At 37.5% G+C, this 22118-nt stretch carries 17 protein-coding genes and 1 pseudogene; 6 read left to right on the top strand and 12 right to left on the bottom strand.

Annotated features, from left to right (window positions below):
* The first annotated feature begins 8 nt into the window (after positions 1 to 8).
* Positions 9 to 917, top strand: a complete 909-nt coding sequence (locus tag I6E80_RS00435; protein WP_197184510.1) for a 1-aminocyclopropane-1-carboxylate deaminase/D-cysteine desulfhydrase — start codon at positions 9 to 11, stop codon at positions 915 to 917.
* On the opposite strand, the gene I6E80_RS00430 is transcribed toward I6E80_RS00435, so the two are convergent.
* The 4 genes from I6E80_RS00430 to I6E80_RS00415 all read right to left on the bottom strand — a co-directional run bounded on the left by I6E80_RS00430 (position 914) and on the right by I6E80_RS00415 (position 8122).
* A complete protein-coding gene (locus tag I6E80_RS00430; RefSeq protein ID WP_197184509.1) occupies positions 914 to 2533 on the bottom strand; it encodes an EAL domain-containing protein in 1620 nt (539 codons plus the stop codon). The two genes, I6E80_RS00435 and I6E80_RS00430, sit on opposite strands and share 4 nt — an antisense overlap.
* Before the next feature lie 510 nt (positions 2534 to 3043).
* Entirely contained in the window at positions 3044 to 5773 is a 2730-nt protein-coding gene (locus I6E80_RS00425) for a response regulator (protein ID WP_197184508.1), read from the bottom strand.
* 244 nt (positions 5774 to 6017) lie between these two features.
* Entirely contained in the window at positions 6018 to 6734 is a 717-nt protein-coding gene (gene ssb, locus I6E80_RS00420) for a single-stranded DNA-binding protein (RefSeq protein WP_024598062.1), read from the bottom strand.
* Between the two features lie 20 nt (positions 6735 to 6754).
* Positions 6755 to 8122 carry an MFS transporter gene (locus I6E80_RS00415; RefSeq protein WP_010553785.1) on the bottom strand — a complete coding sequence of 456 codons (1368 nt, stop codon included), beginning with the start codon at positions 8120 to 8122 and terminating at the stop codon, positions 6755 to 6757.
* 162 nt (positions 8123 to 8284) lie between these two features.
* On the opposite strand from I6E80_RS00415, the gene uvrA reads away from it, so the two are divergent.
* Positions 8285 to 11110: an excinuclease ABC subunit UvrA gene (gene uvrA, locus I6E80_RS00410; RefSeq protein WP_170072570.1), complete on the top strand. Its 2826-nt coding sequence runs from the start codon at positions 8285 to 8287 to the stop codon at positions 11108 to 11110.
* A gap of 274 nt (positions 11111 to 11384) precedes the next feature.
* Here the strand turns inward: uvrA and I6E80_RS00405 are convergent, their stop codons facing one another.
* Positions 11385 to 13526, bottom strand: coding sequence for a transcriptional regulator (locus tag I6E80_RS00405; RefSeq protein WP_197184507.1), 2142 nt, complete (start codon positions 13524 to 13526; stop codon positions 11385 to 11387).
* Between the two features lie 281 nt (positions 13527 to 13807).
* Between I6E80_RS00405 and I6E80_RS00400 the strand changes: the two genes are divergently transcribed.
* Positions 13808 to 14173 carry a hypothetical protein gene (locus tag I6E80_RS00400; protein WP_182696186.1) on the top strand — a complete coding sequence of 122 codons (366 nt, stop codon included), beginning with the start codon at positions 13808 to 13810 and terminating at the stop codon, positions 14171 to 14173.
* Between the two features lie 36 nt (positions 14174 to 14209).
* Positions 14210 to 15130 (top strand): TraB/GumN family protein, encoded by a 921-nt coding sequence (locus I6E80_RS00395; RefSeq protein ID WP_076925378.1) that lies wholly within the window; start codon positions 14210 to 14212, stop codon positions 15128 to 15130.
* A gap of 115 nt (positions 15131 to 15245) precedes the next feature.
* Here the strand turns inward: I6E80_RS00395 and trpS are convergent, their stop codons facing one another.
* From trpS to rpe, 3 genes and pseudogenes are all read right to left on the bottom strand, one after another.
* Complete coding sequence (trpS, locus tag I6E80_RS00390) at positions 15246 to 16250, bottom strand: tryptophan--tRNA ligase (RefSeq protein ID WP_024598066.1); 1005 nt, start codon at positions 16248 to 16250, stop codon at positions 15246 to 15248.
* A 32-nt stretch (positions 16251 to 16282) separates the two neighbouring features.
* Positions 16283 to 16947 (bottom strand): annotated as a pseudogene (locus I6E80_RS00385) (phosphoglycolate phosphatase).
* On the bottom strand, positions 16947 to 17630 hold the full coding sequence (gene rpe / locus I6E80_RS00380; RefSeq protein WP_024598068.1) for a ribulose-phosphate 3-epimerase: 684 nt from the start codon (positions 17628 to 17630) through the stop codon (positions 16947 to 16949). The pseudogene I6E80_RS00385 and the gene rpe overlap by 1 nt, the downstream one beginning before the upstream one ends.
* 161 nt (positions 17631 to 17791) lie before the next feature.
* Here rpe and I6E80_RS00375 point away from each other — a divergent pair, with 161 nt between their 5' ends.
* Together I6E80_RS00375 and I6E80_RS00370 are read left to right on the top strand one after the other, a co-directional pair.
* Complete coding sequence (locus I6E80_RS00375) at positions 17792 to 18088, top strand: hypothetical protein (protein ID WP_024598069.1); 297 nt, start codon at positions 17792 to 17794, stop codon at positions 18086 to 18088.
* A 3-nt stretch (positions 18089 to 18091) separates the two neighbouring features.
* The gene (locus I6E80_RS00370; protein ID WP_076915754.1) at positions 18092 to 18277 is read left to right on the top strand and encodes a DUF2970 domain-containing protein; all 186 of its coding nucleotides are present in this window, start codon (positions 18092 to 18094) and stop codon (positions 18275 to 18277) included.
* Here the strand turns inward: I6E80_RS00370 and I6E80_RS00365 are convergent.
* Genes I6E80_RS00365 through aroK form a run of 4 tightly spaced genes read right to left on the bottom strand, consistent with a single transcriptional unit; the run spans position 18234 to position 22105 of the window.
* Positions 18234 to 19091: a Dam family site-specific DNA-(adenine-N6)-methyltransferase gene (locus tag I6E80_RS00365; RefSeq protein ID WP_024589888.1), complete on the bottom strand. Its 858-nt coding sequence runs from the start codon at positions 19089 to 19091 to the stop codon at positions 18234 to 18236. The two genes, I6E80_RS00370 and I6E80_RS00365, sit on opposite strands and share 44 nt — an antisense overlap.
* 53 nt (positions 19092 to 19144) lie before the next feature.
* Positions 19145 to 20488, bottom strand: coding sequence for an AAA family ATPase (locus I6E80_RS00360; RefSeq protein WP_197184506.1), 1344 nt, complete (start codon positions 20486 to 20488; stop codon positions 19145 to 19147).
* Positions 20489 to 21559, bottom strand: a complete 1071-nt coding sequence (gene aroB / locus I6E80_RS00355) for a 3-dehydroquinate synthase (RefSeq protein ID WP_024598071.1) — start codon at positions 21557 to 21559, stop codon at positions 20489 to 20491.
* A gap of 27 nt (positions 21560 to 21586) precedes the next feature.
* Entirely contained in the window at positions 21587 to 22105 is a 519-nt protein-coding gene (gene aroK / locus I6E80_RS00350; RefSeq protein WP_004589350.1) for a shikimate kinase AroK, read from the bottom strand.
* Positions 22106 to 22118: the final 13 nt, after the last annotated feature.

Genomic DNA, 22118 nt, shown 5'->3' with positions numbered 1-22118 from the left:
CCAATAAAATGCATGAAACATTCAAAATAGATGAAAATAACTATATTCAACAATTAGATAGCTCGTTTCTAAAAAAGAGAAATATTTGTTTAGGTATAAAACGTGATGATTTACTCCATCCGCTAATAAGTGGCAATAAATGGCGTAAATTAAAATACAATTTAGCGTATATGCAAAAGATAAATAAAACAGAACTTCTGACTTTTGGTGGCGCGTTCTCAAATCATATTCACGCCTGCGCAGCTGCCGGAAAAGAATTTAATATAAAAACTCGCGCGATTATTCGCGGACCTGAACTGGATAACAACAACCCAACAATCCAATTTGCAAAACATTGTGGTATGAACCTACATGTAGTTAATCGTATAGAGTATCGAAAACGCCACGACACCGATTACCTTAATGCTCTGCAAGAGCGCTTTCCAAATGCTTATATTATTCCTGAAGGTGGTACAAACGAGCACGCCTTATTAGGATGTAAAGAGTTAGTACAAAGCTTACCTGAGCATAACTACTTAGTGTGCCCTACCGGTAGTGGTGGCACGCTTGCTGGATTAATAGAAGGCAGTGCTTCAACAACACAAGTGATTGGTGTAGCAGTATTAAAACAAGCTAATTATTTAAATGAAGAAATAAAAAAGCTGAGCGCTAAAGCTAATAATCAAAACAACTGGCAGTTACTCACAGAGTTTCATGGTGGTGGCTATGGTAAGTTTTCACCTGAGTTATGGCAGTTTTGCCAAGATATGAGTCGCACACATAATCTACCGCTTGAGCCTATTTATAGCGGAAAAATGATGTATGCATTGTGGCAACTTATCGAGCAAGATTATTTCCCATCTGGGAGTAAAATTATTGCGGTTCATACTGGCGGGCTTCAGGGCTTGAATGGACTTAAATATAGAGGGTTAATTTAATTAAATACCGCTTGCGTAAACTCTTGAAGTGGCTCTGAAAAGTAAAACCCTTGAGCTCCCACCACTCCCAATTTGGCAAGCGTAAACAACTCTTTTTGAGTTTCTACACCAACGGCATATACAGGTAAATTTAAAAGGTTTGCGGCTTCGACTATCTTTTTTATTTGCCTTTGATTTTGAGTTTTTTCATTTAATAAATGAATTAGTTCGTATGATAATTTAAGCCCGCATACTTGGTTATAATTAGCTAATACAGCTACTTTCTCACTACTTTTTACATTATCAATCACAACTTGTGAACTGCTTTTTTTAATTACATTAAGTGCATTAGTTATCGATTCTCTATGAGTAGAAAACTCAGCCTCACTTATTTCAAATTGTAATTTAGTACTTAATTTAAGCTCTGCTATTTGACTAGGTAACCATTCCCAAAATACATTATTAAACCAATTTTTAGGGTGTAGATTTACACTAACTGTTAAGGCCGAAGATTCACTCAGCATTAGCTTTTTAACTTGTGTTATTACTGCTTTATCTAATATTAAAGCGTCTTGATTACTATAAACCTGATTAATAAAATAACGAGCAGCTAGTAAACCAAGTTGGCTATGCCTAACCCTGATAAGAGCTTCATGTTCTAAAATTTCCCCGCTAGAGAGCTCAAATAAAGGCTGGAAGAATAATATAAATTTATTCTTTTTAATATTTTCGATAACTTGCTTACTAGAAAGTGGTTTTTCTTGACAGTAATTTAACGCTAAGCGGTGAGAGTGCTGGACTGAGCTGTTTTGCGATAGCATAAGTGCTGATTTTGCTAACTGATAAACCGCAATTTTATCTGCGCCTAATCGATAGTCGCACGCACCTATTTTAATGTTTTTATGAGTCATACTTTTTTGATAATTTTGGCATAGTAAAAACACGCTTTGATGAAGCTTTTCAACGTAGCTGTCTAACTCGGGAGTAGGAATATGTGGCAAGGTGACGGCCAAGTAACTGGAATTTAGTATTTTTACCGACACATCTTTAAATTCAGTCAATTTTCTAGTGATTAACACTTTAAAAATAGCTTCTTTATCGGTTTTCTTGTCAAAGTCACATTCAATGAGTAAAAATAAGCTATGTGATGCTCTATTAACCCCATACAACGAACTTAATTCGCATTTTTTTACTTGTTTAATTAATCGTATTTTATTTTGTTTTTGTTTAATAATTTTAGTAGGTTGTATCATTGTATTTTTGGGCGTAATTTTACGACTTACATTCAATAACCCCCACCAGCGATAAGACCAGCCAGCGGCGCCTAATATGATCAAGTTTAGCAATATAAATAAGTAACTTTGTGTTACCCAAGCAGGATAGTGATAGAGGCTCAAATTTAATGTTTTGTAAGAAAAAACTTCGCGCTCTATATTCACTAAATGCTTAAAATGCTCTGCAGGCTTTGGCACTTCCAACATAAAACCTTCACTTTTAGCCAATGCAGCCAACACTTCATTGTTTATAGAAGGAGATAAATTCAGCTCGTAAACGTGTTTAACGAACTGCTGCCCAGAAGCATGAACTTTTTGATGTAATGCATCATTTAAAATAAAATTAAAACTAATAAGTATCATTAAAAATAAGACAAAAGAGATACCTTTGAAGTACTTGAAAAGCCAGATTTTACTCTTTTGCATAGCCTGCCACTCGTTAAATTATTAACTAAAGTGTTGTTCAATATCTATAGAAGTACAAGGCTATAAACTAAGTTTAAACGTTAATTAATAGTGCTAAACAAAAAACACTCAGATAAACGAGAACTTACACAAACAAACAACTATGCCCTTTATTTTATAAATAGATTAAATTGAATCCTCAAGCTTAAGCGCGTTTTGCTTGTACTATGTGCAGCGAAGCTGTGTGCTTTGTTTATAGTGCCCAACTCACTAACTTCTGACATTGATAATTCAACCTTTGCTGAAATAAACATATGGGAAAAGGATGTATGAGATTTCATATAGCAACCGGTGAGGAAAATTCTATTTTATGAATTGTCTTTTTAAGTTATCCAAAATAGGCTCAAGCCAACGGACGATATTACGATAGGTACTTAATATAGATAATTATTAAATCACTTTAACGGCTCAGTTATTTAAACAGCGGATTATAGTTTCACGTAAATTTTTAGCTTTAATAGGCTTTGCAACATGGGCGTTCATGCCAATGGATAAGTATCGTGTAATATCATCTTTCATAACATTAGCTGTTAAAGCAATTATTGGAATATTTGCGATTGCTTTATCACTATCGTTACGAATAATTTTACTTGCCTCAACCCCATCCATAATAGGCATATGAATATCCATCAAAATAATATCGTACGATTGGGATTTCACGGCTTGAATACATTCTAGTCCATTGTCGACCAAATAAATTTGAGCATCCGCATTTTCTAGTATGTTTGTAACTATTAGTTTATTGATCGAGTTATCTTCCACAACTAATATTTTGATACCTGCTAGCGGCTTTTCACTTACTGCATTTACCACAGGCACTTCATTCAGAGAGCCTACTACTTTACTTTCAATCGCCTCATACAAAACACTTGTGTATACAGGTTTCTGCAAAATAGTTTTTATACTTACTTTTTTGGCTCCATTATTTAGTAAACTTTCGTCACTCATTATAAGCACAATCGTGTTGGCATAAAGTTGAGGGTTAATATTAAAAATGCGTATTAAAAAAGTTTCGCTACTCATTGATGGCATTGCCCAGTCGACAATAATAACTTTAAATTTCTCTTTATTGTGTTCAATAATATCAATAGCTTGTTTAGCAGATTGACAGGCCGTACATGCTAGCCCCATAGCCGTTAGCTGATTTTCAATTACCTTAAGATCATCTTCATTATCATCTACAATTAGTACTTCAAACGCATCAGTAAAAGTTAGGTTAGGAGTATCATCAATTAACGCTTGGTTATTCAGTTTCACCTTAATTGAAGCTATAAATTCACTACCTACACCTTGAGTGCTTTTTACCGTTATATCTCCCCCCATCGATTGGCATAAACGCTTACTTATAGTTAAGCCTAAACCTGTGCCGCCAAACTTCCTAGTTGTAGAGCTGTCAGCTTGAGTAAAAGATTCAAATAAATCGGCAAGGCTTTGCTCGGCAATGCCAATACCTGAATCTTTAACAATAAAATACAAACAAACACTCTTAGGATCGGCTAATGATCTTTTTGATTCTATTAATACCGAGACAAAGCCCTGTGTAGTAAATTTAATTGCGTTAGAGCATAAATTTAGCAGTACTTGGTTTATTCGAACTACATCACCAATTAAATTGAGTTTGACCTCTTCACCAATGACAATATCAAATGTGATCCCTTTGCTTTGAGCTAGCTCATCAAAAGTTGCTTTGATGTAGTCAACAACCGAATTTACAGAGAAAGGAAATTCTTCAAGGTTAATGTTTCCAGACTCAATTTTTGAAAAATCTAAAATATCGTTAATAACTACAAGGAGTTGATCTGAAGAATATTTAATTTTATTTAAATAATGCTCATATTCCCCAGGCAAACCTTTTTCGAGCAAAATGTTGGTTAAGCCAATAATCCCACTCATAGGCGTTCTAATTTCATGACTCATATTTGCTAAAAATTCAGACTTAGCGGATGTCAGCTTTTCGGCCTCATCTTTGGCTTGCAACAGTTCTTCAGTACGCTGATCAACGCGAGACTCTAATCTTTGCTTTTCTTCATCAAGCTCTTTTAAAAGTTGGATTCGGCGTTGATTTAAAAACAATACGAAAACTAAAAAGCTGCTAAGAATACAGATAATCGCAGTAGCGCTGTAAATCAATGTTTTATTTTGCTCAAAATAGGTTGGCTCGTAATAAGATATAATCGACTTTTCTGGCAAGCTTTGTGAAGCTATATCGAACTTGTTTAATTGACGCCAATCGTAAGCATAAACACTTAGTTCTTCACCACTGATTGCACTTAGGCTTTTATTTTCATTGTATAAAATTATCGAATCGGCAATACGTGCGCCTATTTTTTCACCCGACAACACATACCCACCAACAACACCTGAACCTAATAGTACCTCCCAATAACTAAAAACGGGCGCTGAACTTGCTTCAGCTAATCGCTCTACTAGCTGATAAGGGCTAAGAGATTTATTATCGTAATACCTGAAAATGGGTGTAAACAATATAATTGAATCATCTGGCGCATTTTTTATTCTAGTGAGTAGCTCTGGCATTGAAAGATCAAACCACTTTTCTACGTCTAAATACGAAAAGTCACGGTTAATAACCGAAAATAGCCCTCGATAAAAGCTCATCCCAATATCATTTTTTGTATCTAATATAACGATTAATTTTTTAGGCTTCATTAAATTAACAGCGCTTGCTGTTGCTTGCGCGTAGTCTAATTTAGCTTGGATCACTGCTCCATTGGTGCTTTCAGGTAAACTAAATTGAGCGCCTGGTTCTAAATATATTCTTGGAGCATTTATAAAAAAATCATCTAATTGCGATAAAAGTACAGCTGCAGAAGGCGACTGAGTAACAATGATATCTATATGCTTATTTTTATATTTTTGCTTAAGGTAGTCCTTCATTAACTGTTTTTGATTTGCTTCATCAAAGCGGTTTACATCCATATTTTCAACGAAGAGTTCATAACTAAAAGAACGTTCTATAAGTTTTTTACGTAGTCCAGAATCAACACTTTTGTGCCAAGGCATATCTTGGTTTGTTGAATTTATAAATAAAACATGAGTGACATTTGAAGAAGATTGAGCGTTTGAAATTGGACTCAAAAATAGAAAAACAAGAAATAAAAATAAGATATTAGTTTTCATGTTTCTCATTGTGTAATCAAGGTAAAAGTCTTTTAATGGTAAGTGTTAACGATATATATATCAATTAAAGTTAATGTAAACTTCACCATAATTTAACATGCTTACTAATACTATTTCATTTTATTGCTTAATGACGATATTCATTGATAGTTCTTGGGTGTCCTCACTAAACAACCCGTATAAAAAAGCCCAGTATGAACGGGGCTTTTCTGTAATAAATCTTTACACTGTAAAGGTTGGGACACTAGAACGGGATATCGTCGTCAAAATCAATGGTCGGTTCCATTGGGTTTGATGCACCACCTTGCGGGGCGTTTTGCGGTTTAGGAGCGAAGCCACCTTGCTGTTGTGGTGCACTTTTTTGCTGTGGTGCATAACCACCTTGAGGCTGATATTGATTACTTTGCTGCTGTGGTGCTGGAGCCGGTTTTGGTTGTGCTGCTGGTGCGGCTTGTTGCTGTGGATTATAGCCACCTTGCTGTGCGCCTTGACCTTGGTTATTTTGACCGTAACCACCACTTTGTTGGCCACCTTGCGGCTGATTACCTTGGTAACCACCACCTTGTTGGCCGCCTTGATTACCTTGATAACCACCGCTTTGCTGATCGCCACCGCGTGCGCCAAGCATTTGCATTTGACCTGTAAATCCGTCAACTACAATTTCAGTTGTGTATTTTTCTTGGCCTTGTTGATCGGTCCACTTACGTGTTTGAAGTTTACCTTCAACATAAATTTGTGAACCTTTACGACAATATTCACCAACAATTTCAGCTAATTTGCCAAAGAATACAACACGATGCCACTCAGTTTTATCAACCATTTGGCCAGTGTTTTTATCTTTATAGCTATCCGAAGTTGCTAAGGTAATATTTGCTACACCGTTACCGTTAGGCATATAACGAACTTCAGGATCTTGCCCTAAATTACCAACCAAAATTACTTTGTTCACACCGCGTGCCATGGAACCATCTCCTATAAATGTTAGATTAAACCAGCGACTTTACGCGCTTGGTCTAGGTCAAATTCTTTATCATTAATCTTTAAATAGCTGCGACTTTCATCGCGAACCACAGTTGCTTCTATTACGCCAGGTAAAGCAACTAACTGAGAAGCAAGTGTTTGAGCATGCTCTTCAGAATCTAATTTGGTCATTAAACTAATAACTTTACTTTTGGGTGGGACTTGCATTTTCCACGCAATAATAAGCCATATTAACCCAACAAGTGCCGCTGCCGCAAACACAGCTTGCGTCGTTGTCGTTTGTGCTACATAACCACCTAACATACCGCCTAAAAAGGCGCCTAAAAACTGACTAGATGAGTAGCCACCCATTGCTGAACCTTTTTGGCTTGCAGGTGCTATTCGCGATACAAGCGCAGGCATAGTGGCCTCTAAAAAGTTAAACGCCACAAAATAAAGCAGCATACACACAGCAATGCCTACTACACTATTAACCCATACCGACATTGCTAACATACTAATAGTTAACAAGGCTACTGAGCCAATAAATGCTTGTTTTTCTTTCTCTTTTTTAATGGCCACAATCATTATTGGTACCATTAATAAGAATGCTAAAAATAGCACTGGAATATATAAATACCAGTGATGGTCTGCAACCAAGCCATCTTTAATTAACTGACTCGGCAGTACGACAAATATAGTGGTTAGTGTTAAATGCAGTAGCAACACACCAGCATTTAATCGTGCTAACTGCGGATGTTTAATTAGTTTTTTAATATCACTAAAGCTTGCTAATGTATCACCTTTGGGTGCTTTATTTACCGCATTTGGCACTAGCATGGTCACTATAAATATACCAAAAACAGCTAAAATAGCAGTCAACCAAAATACACCCGCAATACCCCACGAAGCTGCGACAATTGGCCCAAGTAGCATAGCAAAGGCAAAGCTCATTCCTATGCTCATACCAATAACGGCCATTACTTTTGGTCGCTGCTCATCGCGGCTTAAATCTGAGGCAAACGCAAGTAGCGCACTGGCTATTGCGCCCATACCTTGTAGAGCGCGGCCTACGGTAACCATTTGAATAGAGTCAGCTAATGCAGCAACTACAGAGCCAATAGCAAATACGACTAAGCCACCAACAATAACCTTTTTACGACCAATTTTATCGGATAAGCGACCCATAGGTATTTGCAATACGGCTTGCGTTAAACCATACGCACCAATGGCAAAACCAATCCAAATAGGCGAAAAACCTTCAAGCGATTGTCCATAAATAGCCAATACAGGCATCAGCATAAACAAGCCGAGCATTCTAAATGCAAACACACTCGCCAGCGATACTGCGGCGCGTTTTTCTCGTGAATTAAGTGAAGATGCGGTCATTATCTGCGTGATCTTACTCTATGAAAAATTGAGGTTGGGATTCTACCATAAGCTTGGCAATAATTAATCGCCTATAAGTAAGGATTTTTCATTGATCAAGGATTAATATTGCTTCGTATTATGCGATACTGAGTAAATAATTTTGGTAATAAACGAGATAGCATGGAAAACATTGAAGTCCGAGGCGCCCGTACGCATAATTTAAAAGACATCAGCCTAACCATCCCACGTGATAAATTAATAGTTATTACTGGTCTATCTGGTTCGGGGAAGTCATCACTTGCATTTGATACACTTTATGCCGAAGGACAACGCCGGTATGTTGAATCACTCTCTGCGTATGCAAGACAATTTTTATCGCTTATGGAAAAGCCTGATGTAGATCACATCGAAGGCCTCTCTCCTGCAATTTCTATTGAGCAAAAATCAACGTCTCACAACCCACGCTCTACGGTGGGTACTATTACCGAAATTTACGATTATTTACGACTTATGTTTGCCCGCGTTGGCGAACCACGATGTCCTACACATGATTTACCACTTGCTGCGCAAACAGTGAGCCAAATGGTAGATACTGTTTTGGCACTGCCTGAGGGCAGTAAATTAATGCTGCTTGCGCCTATAGTAAAAGAGCGTAAAGGTGAGCATGTTAAGTTATTAGAACAGCTATCGAGCCAAGGTTATATTCGCGCCCGTATAGATGGTGAAGTATGTGACTTGTCTGATCCACCAACACTTGAGCTTCATAAAAAACATACTATAGAAGTAGTTGTAGACAGATTTAAAGTAAAAGATGGCTTACAACAACGCCTAGCAGAATCGTTCGAAACCGCACTTGAAATGTCTAATGGCGTGGCACATGTAGCATACATGGATGATAGCAGCGCTGAAGAAATTCTATTTTCAGCAAATTTTGCCTGCCCTACTTGTGGCTATGCAATGACTGAACTAGAACCGCGTTTGTTTTCGTTTAATAACCCTGCTGGTGCGTGCCAAACCTGTGATGGTTTAGGTATACGTCAATATTTTGATCCTAATCGCGTAGTGCATAACCCAGAGTTAAGCCTTGCTGGCGGTGCAATTAAAGGCTGGGATAAACGAAGCTTTTATTACTATCAAATGCTACAAGCCGTTGCGGATCATTACAATTTTGATTTAGATGTACCTTATCAAGATTTAGACAGCGACTCGAAAAAAATTATTTTAGATGGCTCTGGTAGCACTAAAATTGCGTTTAATTACCGTAACGACCGTGGCGATTTAATTACGCGTAATCATGAGTTTGAAGGCGTTTTAAATAACATGAATCGCCGCTACCGCGAGACCGAGTCAAACTCTGTACGCGAAGAACTTGCTAAATACCAAACAAGCCAAGCATGTCCTAGCTGTAATGGCTCGCGTTTACGCGAAGAATCTCGAAATGTATTTATTGGGCAAACCAACTTACCTGCAATCACGTGCATGAGTATTGGTGAAGCTATGGAATTTTTTGAAGGGTTAACGCTAACCGGACAAAAAGGCCAAATAGCTGAAAAAATACTAAAAGAAATTCGCGACCGTTTATCGTTTTTAATTAACGTTGGCCTAAATTACTTATCACTTGAGCGCAGTGCTGACACACTATCAGGTGGTGAGGCTCAGCGTATCCGCTTAGCCAGTCAAATTGGTGCCGGTCTTGTAGGTGTAATGTACGTACTAGATGAGCCATCTATTGGATTACATCAACGCGATAACGACCGCTTGCTACAAACACTGGTCCATTTACGCGACTTAGGTAACACCGTTATTGTAGTAGAGCACGATGAAGATGCTATTCGTGCCGCTGACCATATTATTGATATTGGCCCAGGCGCGGGCGTTCATGGTGGGCATATTATTGCTCAAGGTACACGCGACGATATTTTAGCAAGCAAAGAGTCTGTTACGGGCCAATTTTTATCTGGCGTACGTAGAATAGAAATACCAAAAGAACGTCATCCAACGAACGACAAGTGGTTGGAGCTATTTGGCGCAACGGGTAACAATCTTAAAAATGTAGATTTAAAAATTCCATTTGGTTTAATGACCTGTGTGACAGGTGTATCGGGTTCGGGTAAATCAACGCTAATAAACGACACTTTATTTAAACTTGCTCATACAGAGTTAAATGGCGCAACAACAGCCGAAGCGGCACCGTATAAATCAATTAGCGGTTTAGATCATTTTGATAAAGTGATCGATATTGACCAAAGCCCGATTGGTCGTACTCCGCGTTCAAACCCGGCAACCTACACAGGTATATTTACCGGCATTCGTGAGTTATTTGCAGGTACGCAAGAAGCGCGCTCACGTGGCTACAAAGTAGGTCGCTTTAGCTTTAACGTTAAAGGCGGACGCTGTGAAGCGTGCCAAGGTGACGGCTTAATTAAAGTTGAAATGCACTTTTTGCCTGATGTGTATGTACCGTGTGATGTATGTAAGAGCAAACGCTATAACCGCGAAACGCTCGAAGTACAATACAAAGGTAAAAACATACACCAAGTGCTTGAGATGACTGTTGAAGACGCTCATGATTACTTTGATAAAATACCGGCTATTGCCCGTAAACTTAAAACGCTGATGGACGTCGGTTTATCGTATGTTCGTTTAGGACAAGCCGCTACTACTCTTTCAGGTGGTGAGGCGCAACGTGTAAAATTAGCGCGCGAGCTATCAAAGCGTGATACAGGTAAAACGCTCTACATATTAGATGAACCAACAACAGGCTTACACTTTGCTGATATTGAACAGCTGCTTGTTGTACTTCATCGTCTGCGCGATCACGGCAATACAATTGTTGTTATTGAGCACAACCTCGATGTTATTAAAACAGCAGACTGGGTTATCGATTTAGGACCTGAAGGCGGTGCTGGCGGTGGTGAAATACTCATTGCAGGCACACCAGAAGAAGTAGCCGAATGTGAGCGTTCACATACAGGGCATTACTTAAAACCTCTATTAAATAAATAGAGGTTAAGTTGTGACAAATCAATCGGCATTAAAGTTATTTAACCGTCGAGATTACACTTAATTAAAAATGGCGAGAAGACTCACTTCTCGCTATTTTTTTGCTCTAACTTTTCATTTATCAACATAATACCAATCCGCAATAATACTTAATCATTTTGCGGGTCTAAACGTGTCGCTACCTGTGTTAAAAAATTCTCATTTAGACAAAATCGAAAATGCTATTAAAGAAAAACAACACACCGCTGCAAATTTAACTTCGAAAGATAAACAGGCCCTAGTCGTTCCAACTTATCTGTATTATTTGCATGTCTTTATATTTTGATGCTGTAAAGAAAATATGATTGTTATCACTAATAAAAAATGCGATAGGTTTAAAATCCACATGTACATCTTGTACTGTTTTATCTTCTAAATTAAGCCGAGCAACTCTTGAAATTGCATCAGAGTAGTAAAGGTAATTTCCATTAATGGCAAAAATTTGTGCTTGTCGCGCGTCTTTAGGCAATTCCCAATTCTGTTTATTTGATAATTTAATTAACTGATTATTAGTAATTGCATAGTTAGTACCGTCAGCACCTGAAATTAATTTATTGGCTTTAATATCCTCTAATATAGTTGTGTCTCGCGTTAATAAATTAAACTGACCAAATAGATTTTCTGAACCGCTTCGCTCTAAATAAATTATACTTTCATTATCTTTAGACCATACATAGTTTAGTATCTTTCGCCCTTTAAACTCAGCTATGGTATAGAGCTTGTTCGACATAACGTCAAAAAATGCAATATCACTATTAACTCTTAATAAAACCCGATCTTGCTTACTCGATACCCTTAGTCCACCAATAGCAAAGTTAGATTTCCCTTCATAAGTAAAGTTACTAAGCTGCTTTGTAAGTCCGTTTTGAGATAACCACAACTGACTGCTGCCAGAGCGCTCGGATACAAAAATATGCGCTGGTCCTTTCTCATTAATTACTTCTGCAATGATGTAGTCGTCTTCATCACTTTTGTAGAGTGCTTCATACTCAGGAGCATCGCTAAAAAGATTAGTCGCTTTAATTAACGAAAATGCTTGTGTTTTATTTGCTGAGTAAAAAAGGCTATTAGCAGATTGAACTGCAATATAATAAGGTGAAATTGCTGGGGTAACCGTTAGTGTGCGCTTAATAATATTATTTTTATCAAACACTATGGTTGAAAGCTCAGAGCCTTCAAAAACGATCACGCCTTTATCGTCTGCAAGCCAGTCAAACGCGAAGCTAATTACGCTTTTCTTTGCTTTAAATAACCGCTTAGTTTCATGGGTTTCAAAGTTGTAACTAAATACAGAAAAAGGCTTACCCTTTTGACTAAGTACATATGCTATTTTACTACCAGAATGAGATAAGCGAGGCATGATTACGCCATACATGACGCCTGGTGGTGGGATCACTATGAATTCTTTTTTAAGTTCTAAATCATATTTATATAAACCTGAACCCTCATGCTCATTTTTATATTCGGTGTAATAAATATGCTCACCACTTTCGTCTACTTGCGCATAACCTGTGTATCTAAGGTCACACTTTTTAATTAAGGTAGCCTCTCCTATAACAGGAAATTGGCTTAAATCGACGAGTACCATTTCACACTTTTGCTGCTTTAAGTTGGTCGCTTGTAACAACACAGAGCGCTGATTTAACTGCCACGATAAAATAGATACTTGAAAGCCAGGATAGGTAATTTCAACTTCCCTTTGATCAGATAGTCGCTTTACAAATGCATGCATTACGTCATTTTCAGGTTCAACATTTGTATAAGCTAAATATTGTTTATCTGAAGACATCTCAGGGTGAACCTCACTGCCTATATTCCACGTGCTTGCTACCTTATTAACCGTGATCTGTTTAATCTTTTCACTAGAAGGTGCATTAATAAAAAACAACCCAAACCATATTAAAAAGCACAGGCAAATAATGACGAATAAAGAATAAATCAAAAACTTTTTACTATTCTTTCTTTGAACCGGTTGCGAAATAGTTGCAGTAGCTACTTCTTCATTTTTGGCAGAAATACCCGTTGAGTCAGGAAAAATATTTGTAGACTCTTTAGAAACATTTGCTTGCGTTAAACGTTCAGGTATTACTGTTAGGCTATACCCTTTACGGTAATGCGTTTTTAAAAGCGGTGCTTTTTCAATTGGGTGGGCAAGCTGCTTTCTTAACTCTGAGATTGCACGGTTAATCGCATTATCATCAACAAAGCTCTGTTGCCACACACTCTCAATAAGCTCTTGGCGGGAAACGATTTGTTGAGGCTTATCTATAAAGTGGAGTAATAACTTTACTAAAAGTGGATCTAATTCCCTTTCTAAATGGTTTGAAGTAATCACACAGCGATTACTAATAAATTGCCAAGGTCCGATTTGATAATTCATAGTCTTTACGTATTTTTATTTTTATAAACCGTATCACATCTATACTTTATTTTATAGAAAAGCATTTTAAACCTTATATTAGCATTATAAGGTTTAAAGCTAACATACTAAATTAAAAGAATTATTTAGCTTTAAAATCTTATCTATTAATTGCTCATAACTAGATAAGCGACTCTTAATAAATTCAGCGATATTCTTTAAACCGTCATCAACAAGCAGCTTAGTAAAAAATCATTTGTGATTCTAAATTGGCTGCATTTAAAAATATAAAAGGTTTAATTATGAACAGCACAATGAAAAAAGTACTACCGGCTTTACTACTAGCAACTGCTTTTAATACTACTTCAGTTATAGCAGCTGACACTAAACAAGACACCGTTCAAAATAATTTTGAGAAATGCATGATTGGTGAAAGCATAAAGGCAATTAACCCTGCTAATCAAAAACTACAAAAAACAAACAAAATAGACGCTTCTGAGTCTTTAAAAAATAATGTTGATACACAAACGTTACTTTCTTCACTGGATGAACAAATATCAGCTGAGCTTGACTCTTCAATGAGCAAAATAAACTCGCAAATTGATAAAAATCTTTCAAAGGTAACATCGTCAATTACTGCATATTTCAGCAATCTGTTATCGAACTAAAAACAATAAAATTAAAAGTTATATTAAGGAATTATCATGAAAAAGTTCACAAAAAAATTAGTATCTGCCAGCGTATTACTTAGTTGCAGCCTTTTAGCAAATACAGCACAGGCTCAAAGTTCTGTTTGGAAAGTAAGTAATGGCAATGACTCACTATTTATTGGCGGTACAGTTCACATACTACCTAAAGCTGAAATGCCACTGCCCGCTGAGTTTAACCATGCTTATGAACAAGCAGATACAATTATTTTAGAAGCACCGTTACCTGATCCAGCCGACACCAATGCACAAATGCAAATGCTAGGTGCGCTATCGTATACAAATAACGAAACGTTGAGTCAAAAGCTAGAACCCCAGGTTAAAGCTTCACTTGAAAATAAGCTTAGCGAGTTTGGCGCTAACCTAGCTAAGTTAGATGGTTTTCGTCCTGCTATGGTGAGTATTGTTTTAATGTCGATGGAGCTTCAAAAGCAAAACTTAATGGGTGAAGGGGTTGATGCTTATTTTACTAAAAAAGCGACTGAAGATAACAAAACAAAAAATTACTTAGAAACAATGGAATTTCAGTTAGAGCTTTATAAAACAATGGGTCAAGGCAACGAAAACGATTTCATTAAACGTAACTTAGCTGAGCTTCACAACTATGGCGATATGTTTAAAGGACTTTTAGCTGCCTGGCGCAAAGGTGATACAGACACACTGAATAAAGTGGCACTTGAAGGTATGCAGAAAAATGATCCGAATAGCTATAAACAACTCATTACAGATAGAAATAATGATTGGTTACCAAAAGTAGAAGCCATGTTTAACAACGACAAAAATGAGTTTGTACTTGTTGGAGTTGGGCACCTTGCAGGACAAGATAGTTTACTTACCTTACTTGAAAACAAAGGCTACAGCGTTTCTTTAGTCAGTGTTGATAGCACGGCGGATATAACAGTAAGAGGGGCTGAATAATGGATAAAACAGACAAACTAGCGATATCGCTACTGTTTCTATTTGGGTCTATCATGTTGATATGTGCTATATAAAAAATGCCGCTAACAAGCGGCATTTTTTTATTGTAATAAACTTACCCGCGAGGAATAAAACCAAGCGCATCGTATACCGATTTTAATGTTTTCTCAGCACGTACACTGGCTTTTTCAGCACCTGATTTCATTATGCTATTAAGTAGGTTTTGATCTTCTCTGATCTCTTTAAAGCGAGCTTGAATTGGCTCAATCATGTTTACAACTGCATCAGCTGTATCTTTCTTTAAATGGCCATACATTTTATCTTCATACTCAGGCACTAGGTCTTCTATTGAGCGCTTAGTTGCAACACTTAATAAAGTAAGCAAGTTTGATACACCAGGCTTCTCGCTGCGATCAAAGTAAATACGTGCTTGTTCGTCTGAATCAGTTACTGCTTTTTTAAGCTTCTTCACAATTTGTTTAGGCTCATCTAATAACATAATGTAACCATTTGGGTTTTCGTCAGACTTAGACATCTTTTTAAGTGGATCTTGCAAGCTCATTACGCGTGCACCAAACTCAGGAATGTACGGCTCTGGTAATTTAAATACGTCGCCGTATAAATTATTAAAGCGTGTTGCTATATCGCGAGTCAGCTCTAAGTGTTGCTTTTGATCTTCACCGACGGGTACTTGATCAGCTTGATATAATAAAATATCCGCAGCTTGCAATACCGGATATGAAAATAAGCCTACGTTTACGTTATTTGCATGCTTAGATGACTTGTCTTTAAACTGAGTCATTCGATTAAGCTCACCCATTTGCGCGTAACAATTTAATACCCACGCTAACTGTGCGTGCTCAGGTACTTGTGATTGTACAAATAAAGCAGATTTTTCAGGGTCAATGCCACATGCCGCGTAAAGAGCAATACCATCCAACACTCGAGAGCGCAGTAATTCAGGCTCTTGGCGAACTGTAATAGCGTGTAAGTCTACTAACATAAAGAAACTTTCGTGGTCTTCCTGTAACTTTAGCCACTGGTTAATAGCGCCAACATAGTTGCCTATTGTCATACCACCGGTTGGCTGAATGCCGCTTAAAACTACTGGTTTACTCATGATTTTCCTTTATTTGGCTTAATTAATAATATTTAACGCTGCGTTAGAACAGGTATTATATCTAAGAAGTGATCGCATAGGTACTGTGGATTATAATCCTCAAGATTTTCACCTTGGTTATAGCCATAACTAAGTGCAATTACGTCTATATTCGCGGCTTTAGCTGCAAGTATATCGCTTTTAGAATCACCTATCATTATTGCTTTATTAGGCTGAACATTTAGTTTTTTGCAGGCAAATAGCAATGGCTCTGGCGATGGTTTTTTTGCCATGTCGTCACCACATACAATCACATCAAAATGACTCGTTAGTGCCAGTTTATCGAGTAATTTTTCTGTAAATATTCGAGACTTATTAGTGATTAATGCTTTAGGCATACCACGAAGTGCTGCAAGCCCTGTTTCTACATGTTGGTAAAAACACTATACTCACCAACTTGTTGTTCATAGTGCTTATAAAACTCTAATATTGCTTTACCACTAAGTGACTCATCTAGATGTTCACTCACTTGCATATCGCCACTCAAAGCACGTTTAACGAGGACTTCAACACCATTACCGACCCAACTTTCCACCAAGCGTTGGCTAACAATAGGGAAAGCAAGACCACTCAAGGTTAAATTAATAGCAATATACAAGTCGTAAACACTATCAACCAAGGTACCATCTAAATCAAATAAGGCGACATCGTACTTCATTACTTAACACTTCCAAGCTGTTTACGCATTTGATCAATCACAACCTTGTAATCTGGTTGATTAAAAATAGCTGAACCTGCAACAAACATATCAGCACCCGCTTGTGCTGCTGCTGCAATATTATCGACTTTAATACCCCCATCAACCTCTAAGCGAATTTCTCGACCTGATTCAATAATACGCTGTTTTGCTTGGCGTAATTTTTCAAGCGTATGAGGGATAAAACTTTGCCCACCAAAACCTGGGTTTACCGACATTAGCAAAATGGTATCGAGCTTATCAATAACATGGTCTAAATAGCTTAGGCTTGTTGCTGGATTAAACACTAAGCCTGCTTTACAGCCGTGATCTTTAATTAACTGTATTGTACGGTCAACATGCTCACTGGCTTCAGGATGAAAGGTAATAATTGATGCACCCGCCTCTGCAAATAATGGAATAAGACTATCTACAGGCTTAACCATTAAATGCACATCGATAGGTGCTGTAATGCCGTAATCTCTGAGTGCTTTACACACCATAGGACCAATTGTGAGATTAGGTACATAGTGATTATCCATTACATCAAAATGAACCACGTCAGCGCCCGCATCGAGAACTTTATCAACATCTTCGCCTAACTTTGCAAAGTCAGCAGACAAAATAGAAGGGGCTATTAAATATTTTTGCTCTGGGTTAAACATGATTAACTCCATCAATAAATAGTGTATTGCGTTAATGTAACTTAATTGAAGATGTTACCCAAGTAATATGGCGTAATAGCCCCTATTTCAGGTAACTTTAAGTTTGATATTTAATCAATATTTGCTATGATTAAAAAAGTAACAAATTATTGGATTTCATCATGCGTGCTTTTAAAACTGGGATATTAATTGCGTCGGCATTACTGCTTATCGGGGCGTTTAGCTTTGGTTCAAGCTCTGAGCAAGAATTAAGCTCAGTGGGTAATTGTCATAATACACAAGTGGTAAGTGTTCAAAACACATTAACTACGTGTATTAAAGTTGAAGAAGAGTCATCGTGGTTTTCATGGTTAACTGGCGATAGCCGTAGTGCTCAGTTTCATTACCTCGATTTACTAGAGCTACTTACTAGCTCAGAAGATTCTAAAAACACTCCATCTTTAAAACCTTTATTTTAAATAATGCTGCAACTTTTTAGTGCGTTGCAAAGTGTGCTAGCAGCATTTTTTGGTGTTCAATCTGAAAATAAACGCCAAGTCGATTTTAAACAACACTCTCCTATCTCTATCATCCTAATTGCGATTGTACTATTTATTGCTTTTGTTATCGCAATTTACGCAGTGGTTGCTTGGGTGCTAGATACATAGCCATCAACTCGTCAACTTTATTTCTAGAGCCACCTTTGGGGCTAATAGTGCGCTTTACTTGAATTTGGTCAAGTGATGCTTGGCTATAAATTTTTCGAGTCCATACGGTATCGTGATTGGAAATGAGTACTGGTGTATCATTTTCAAAGGCAGCCTTCTCAGCCAAATTAGCCAAATTAGCCTGATCATCTAAATTAAACCCCCCTTTAGCGTAAGACGTAAAAGAAGCTGTTTTACTTAATGGTACATAAGGCGGGTCGCAATAAATAACAGCATTGTTAGGCACTAACTTAAAAACGTCATCGTAATCTAAACAGGTGAAGGTTGCTTTTTGTGCTTTTTCAGCAAAAAAATACATTTCTTTTTCAGGAAAATAAGGCTTTTTATATTTACCAAAAGGCACATTAAAAATACCTTTTAGGTTATATCTGCACAGTCCGTTGTAACCATGGCGGTTCATGTATAAAAACAATATTGAACGTTCATATACATCACGGCTTTGATTAAACTGCACACGATATTCGTAATAAGCATCTGCGTGATTATTCAAATCAACAAATAACTTTTTAGCATCACTAATGAGCTCATCCGGGGAGCTTTTAAGCTCTTTGTATAAGTTAATTAAGTCTGCATTTATATCGTTGAGAATATAGTGTTTAAAGTCACTATTTAAAAACACAGAGCCTGCACCAACAAAAGGTTCAACCAACGTATCAGCATGCTTGCTAGCTTGGTTTAATCGCGCATTAATGTTTTCAACTAGGCTGTATTTTCCGCCGGCCCATTTAAGGAAGGCTCTACTCTTTTGTTGCATTGGCTCTTTACTTCAATCTGGTGTTGCGCGATTTTACACTAAAATAGTGTGTTTTACTGATCTACGAGTGCTATTTCTTGCTTTATTTTACTAATTTTTTTATAGAAAGGTTTATTTTTTTTAACCCCAGCAGATAAAGTATCCATTGCTGATTTTGCTTCGTTTATACTTCCAAAACTACCAAATGTAACAACCCACCATATTTTATTATTTCGCTTCGTTTGGTAAGTATGAGTTTGCTGCTGTAGATTGAATTGAGCAATAAAGCTATCGCTAACTTCCTGCTGAGTTACGGCTAATAATTGAATAACACTATTTGTATCTGTTTGCTGCATGTACCATATATTATCTTGGCTACTCTGAGTTTGCTCTGCTGTATTTACTTTTAGAGCTTCAGATTTAACCTCACTTGATACACTGCTTTTATTATTAGTACTAACATCAACATCACTGTCTAGTACGTTAACGGAGTTGGCAGACTCGGTAAGGCTTTGCATGATCGCAGGCACATCATTAATGTGTTCGCGTTCTAGCTTAACAGGTTGCTCAACTACTTTTGGTTTATTTAGGCTCGCTACTGAGTCATTTTTCTTTATAACCGGCTCACTTACTTGCTCTACAGATATTGCTGTATTTACGACTTGTGTTTCTTCCTGCTGATAATACTGTTGCCACCACTGTGTCATATCCGACTTATAAAGCAGACCAATAATTAAAAGCATAATCAGCAACATCAAAATCAATAGGTGCAATCGCCAAGATACTTTGTCCTTTACGATAATATCGGCTATGTGCTCACTAGGTTGCCAAGCAAGCAATAAACTGGGATTACCGTGAGCCTCAGCTAAAAAAGTACTAAAAACAGGGTCTTCATCATAAGGTAAGTCTGAAAAATACCATTGTAATAACATCTTACTTTCTCGAAGCGTTAGCGGCTCCAAGTAAATTTCAACAGCGTTGTTTAAAGGCAGCTTAGACTGTGAAGCTATTATTATATATAGCGTATTTGGGCTGTTCTTAGAAAGTAACTCAAGCTCAATTAACATCTCATCAGATAATTGCCTACCGCCATCAAGTACCCATAAACATGGCCCACATGGTTGTTGCTGGAGCAACTGGTAATAGTTTTCAGGTAAACTTAAGTTATGATCGATCAGGGGAGAGTTAAAGCTTTGTTCTAATAACTCACTCATTAGCTGAGCGTCAGTCATTTGTGCACTTACTTGCACGAAGGCTTTATTAAAGTCGTTGTATTTATCTGTAATGAAGGTTTCGAGCATATAACTTTTACCTAGCCCAGAAGTGCCAAGTAAAACAATTAAATTTTGCCCGTACTCAAATTGCAGTGCGATTCTATCCACCAAAGCCGCACGGCTTGGTAAAATTTGTGACTGCATTTACTGCTCGATTAAGTCTCTAACTTGATCATCAGATACATTATCAACTAATGCACACTGGCCAAATTGGGTAGGTAGAATAAAGCGGATAGTGCCTTTTTTATTCTTTTTGTCTTTACGCATATGCGTTAAAAACTGCTCGCTAGTCATTTGCTTTGGAATTTCTGTTGGTAAATTATATAGCTCAAGCAGCTTAATAATTCGATCAACTTCGCTTGCGCTTAAATCTTGGCGTGTCTTGGCAAGTTTGGCTGCTAATACCATTCCTGTTGCAACAGCTTCGCCGTGTAACCAAACGCCATAACCCATCTGTGCCTCAATTGCATGGGCAAATGTATGGCCTAGGTTTAACAAAGCTCGTAAGCCGTGTTCTTTTTCATCTTGAGCAACTATAAGCGCTTTTATTTCACAACATCTAAAAATGATATGCTGTAAGCATGCTTCATCTAGTTGCTGCAAATTAGCTACATTTAGCTCTAAATATTCAAATAATTCGGTATCGTAAATCAGACCATACTTAATTACCTCAGCCATACCTGCTGCAAACTCTCGTGCAGGTAGAGTGTGTAATGTTTGCGTATCAATAAAAACCGCTTGAGGCTGATAAAATGCCCCTATCATATTTTTACCTAACGGATGATTTACTGCCGTTTTTCCACCTACCGATGAATCAACCTGTGAAAGCACTGTCGTTGGTATTTGAATAAACGGTACGCCGCGCTGATAACAAGCCGCTACAAAACCAGTTAGGTCACCTACAACACCACCACCTAACGCAATTAGACACGTATCTCGGCCACAGTTATTTTGTAGTAAAAATGCTGATATTTTTTCAAACCATTCCAGTGATTTATATTGCTCACCGTCAGGAATAATAAAAGATAGCGGATTTAGATCAGCTAATGAATCAAGTAACCTTTGCAAATATAAAGGCGCTATTGTGTCATTAGTAATGATGATAGGCCGACAATCACCAATGTGGTGAACCAGGCGGCCATTATCTTGAAGTGCAGATTGCCCAATATAAATAGGATAACTTCGCTCGTCCAAATTAACAGTTAATTTAAGCATGCTTGGCTATTCCTTTATTATTGGTTTTTAAAAATCTAATTTCTCGATGATTTGGTTAGCAACAACTTTAGCGCTTTGCTCATCGGTACGTACAACAAAATCAGCAACTTCTTTGTATAGTGGCTCGCGTTCTTCTGCTAAGCGCTCTAGTACGTTACGAGGTGCTTCTTCAGTTTGCAGTAATGGGCGACGCTTGTCGCGTTGCGTGCGTGCAACTTGCTTCTCTATAGGTGTCTCTAGGTATACAACGATACCTCGAGCCGAAAGCTTGTTTCGGACTTCTTTGCTCATTACTGAACCACCACCTGTAGCAAGTACAATACCTTGCATCTCGGTTAAATCGCCAATAACAGACTCTTCTCGAAGTCTAAAGCCTTCTTCACCTTCAAGATCGAATACCCATGCAATATCTGCACCTGTGCGGCGTTCGATTTCTTGATCAGAATCAACAAATTCAAGGTGTAATTGGTCAGCGATGTGACGACCAATCGTGCTTTTGCCAGCCCCCATGGGGCCAACTAGAAATATATTACGTTTCTCAGCCATATCTTTTAGTACA

Source organism: Pseudoalteromonas sp. NSLLW218, from assembly GCF_015864775.1.
In the GTDB taxonomy this organism is placed as follows: domain Bacteria; phylum Pseudomonadota; class Gammaproteobacteria; order Enterobacterales; family Alteromonadaceae; genus Pseudoalteromonas.
Note: the sequence above shows the minus strand (reverse complement) of the source record. Positions and strands in the feature narration are given on the sequence as shown.

What these genes read in the sequence shown, in the direction of transcription:
- aroB (WP_024598071.1), bottom strand. Translation starts at nt 21,559, where the DNA reads ATGCTTAAATTAACTGTTAATTTGGACGAGCGAAGTTATCCTATTTAT.
- rpe (WP_024598068.1), bottom strand. Translation starts at nt 17,630, where the DNA reads ATGTTTAACCCAGAGCAAAAATATTTAATAGCCCCTTCTATTTTGTCT.
- I6E80_RS00400 (WP_182696186.1), top strand. Translation starts at nt 13,808, where the DNA reads ATGAACAGCACAATGAAAAAAGTACTACCGGCTTTACTACTAGCAACT.
- I6E80_RS00425 (WP_197184508.1), bottom strand. Translation starts at nt 5,773, where the DNA reads ATGAAAACTAATATCTTATTTTTATTTCTTGTTTTTCTATTTTTGAGT.
- I6E80_RS00365 (WP_024589888.1), bottom strand. Translation starts at nt 19,091, where the DNA reads ATGCAACAAAAGAGTAGAGCCTTCCTTAAATGGGCCGGCGGAAAATAC.
- I6E80_RS00370 (WP_076915754.1), top strand. Translation starts at nt 18,092, where the DNA reads ATGCTGCAACTTTTTAGTGCGTTGCAAAGTGTGCTAGCAGCATTTTTT.
- trpS (WP_024598066.1), bottom strand. Translation starts at nt 16,250, where the DNA reads ATGAGTAAACCAGTAGTTTTAAGCGGCATTCAGCCAACCGGTGGTATG.
- I6E80_RS00430 (WP_197184509.1), bottom strand. Translation starts at nt 2,533, where the DNA reads ATGATACTTATTAGTTTTAATTTTATTTTAAATGATGCATTACATCAA.
- I6E80_RS00415 (WP_010553785.1), bottom strand. Translation starts at nt 8,122, where the DNA reads ATGACCGCATCTTCACTTAATTCACGAGAAAAACGCGCCGCAGTATCG.
- I6E80_RS00360 (WP_197184506.1), bottom strand. Translation starts at nt 20,488, where the DNA reads ATGCAGTCACAAATTTTACCAAGCCGTGCGGCTTTGGTGGATAGAATC.
- I6E80_RS00395 (WP_076925378.1), top strand. Translation starts at nt 14,210, where the DNA reads ATGAAAAAGTTCACAAAAAAATTAGTATCTGCCAGCGTATTACTTAGT.
- I6E80_RS00435 (WP_197184510.1), top strand. Translation starts at nt 9, where the DNA reads ATGCATGAAACATTCAAAATAGATGAAAATAACTATATTCAACAATTA.
- uvrA (WP_170072570.1), top strand. Translation starts at nt 8,285, where the DNA reads ATGGAAAACATTGAAGTCCGAGGCGCCCGTACGCATAATTTAAAAGAC.
- I6E80_RS00375 (WP_024598069.1), top strand. Translation starts at nt 17,792, where the DNA reads ATGCGTGCTTTTAAAACTGGGATATTAATTGCGTCGGCATTACTGCTT.
- I6E80_RS00405 (WP_197184507.1), bottom strand. Translation starts at nt 13,526, where the DNA reads ATGAATTATCAAATCGGACCTTGGCAATTTATTAGTAATCGCTGTGTG.
- ssb (WP_024598062.1), bottom strand. Translation starts at nt 6,734, where the DNA reads ATGGCACGCGGTGTGAACAAAGTAATTTTGGTTGGTAATTTAGGGCAA.
- aroK (WP_004589350.1), bottom strand. Translation starts at nt 22,105, where the DNA reads ATGGCTGAGAAACGTAATATATTTCTAGTTGGCCCCATGGGGGCTGGC.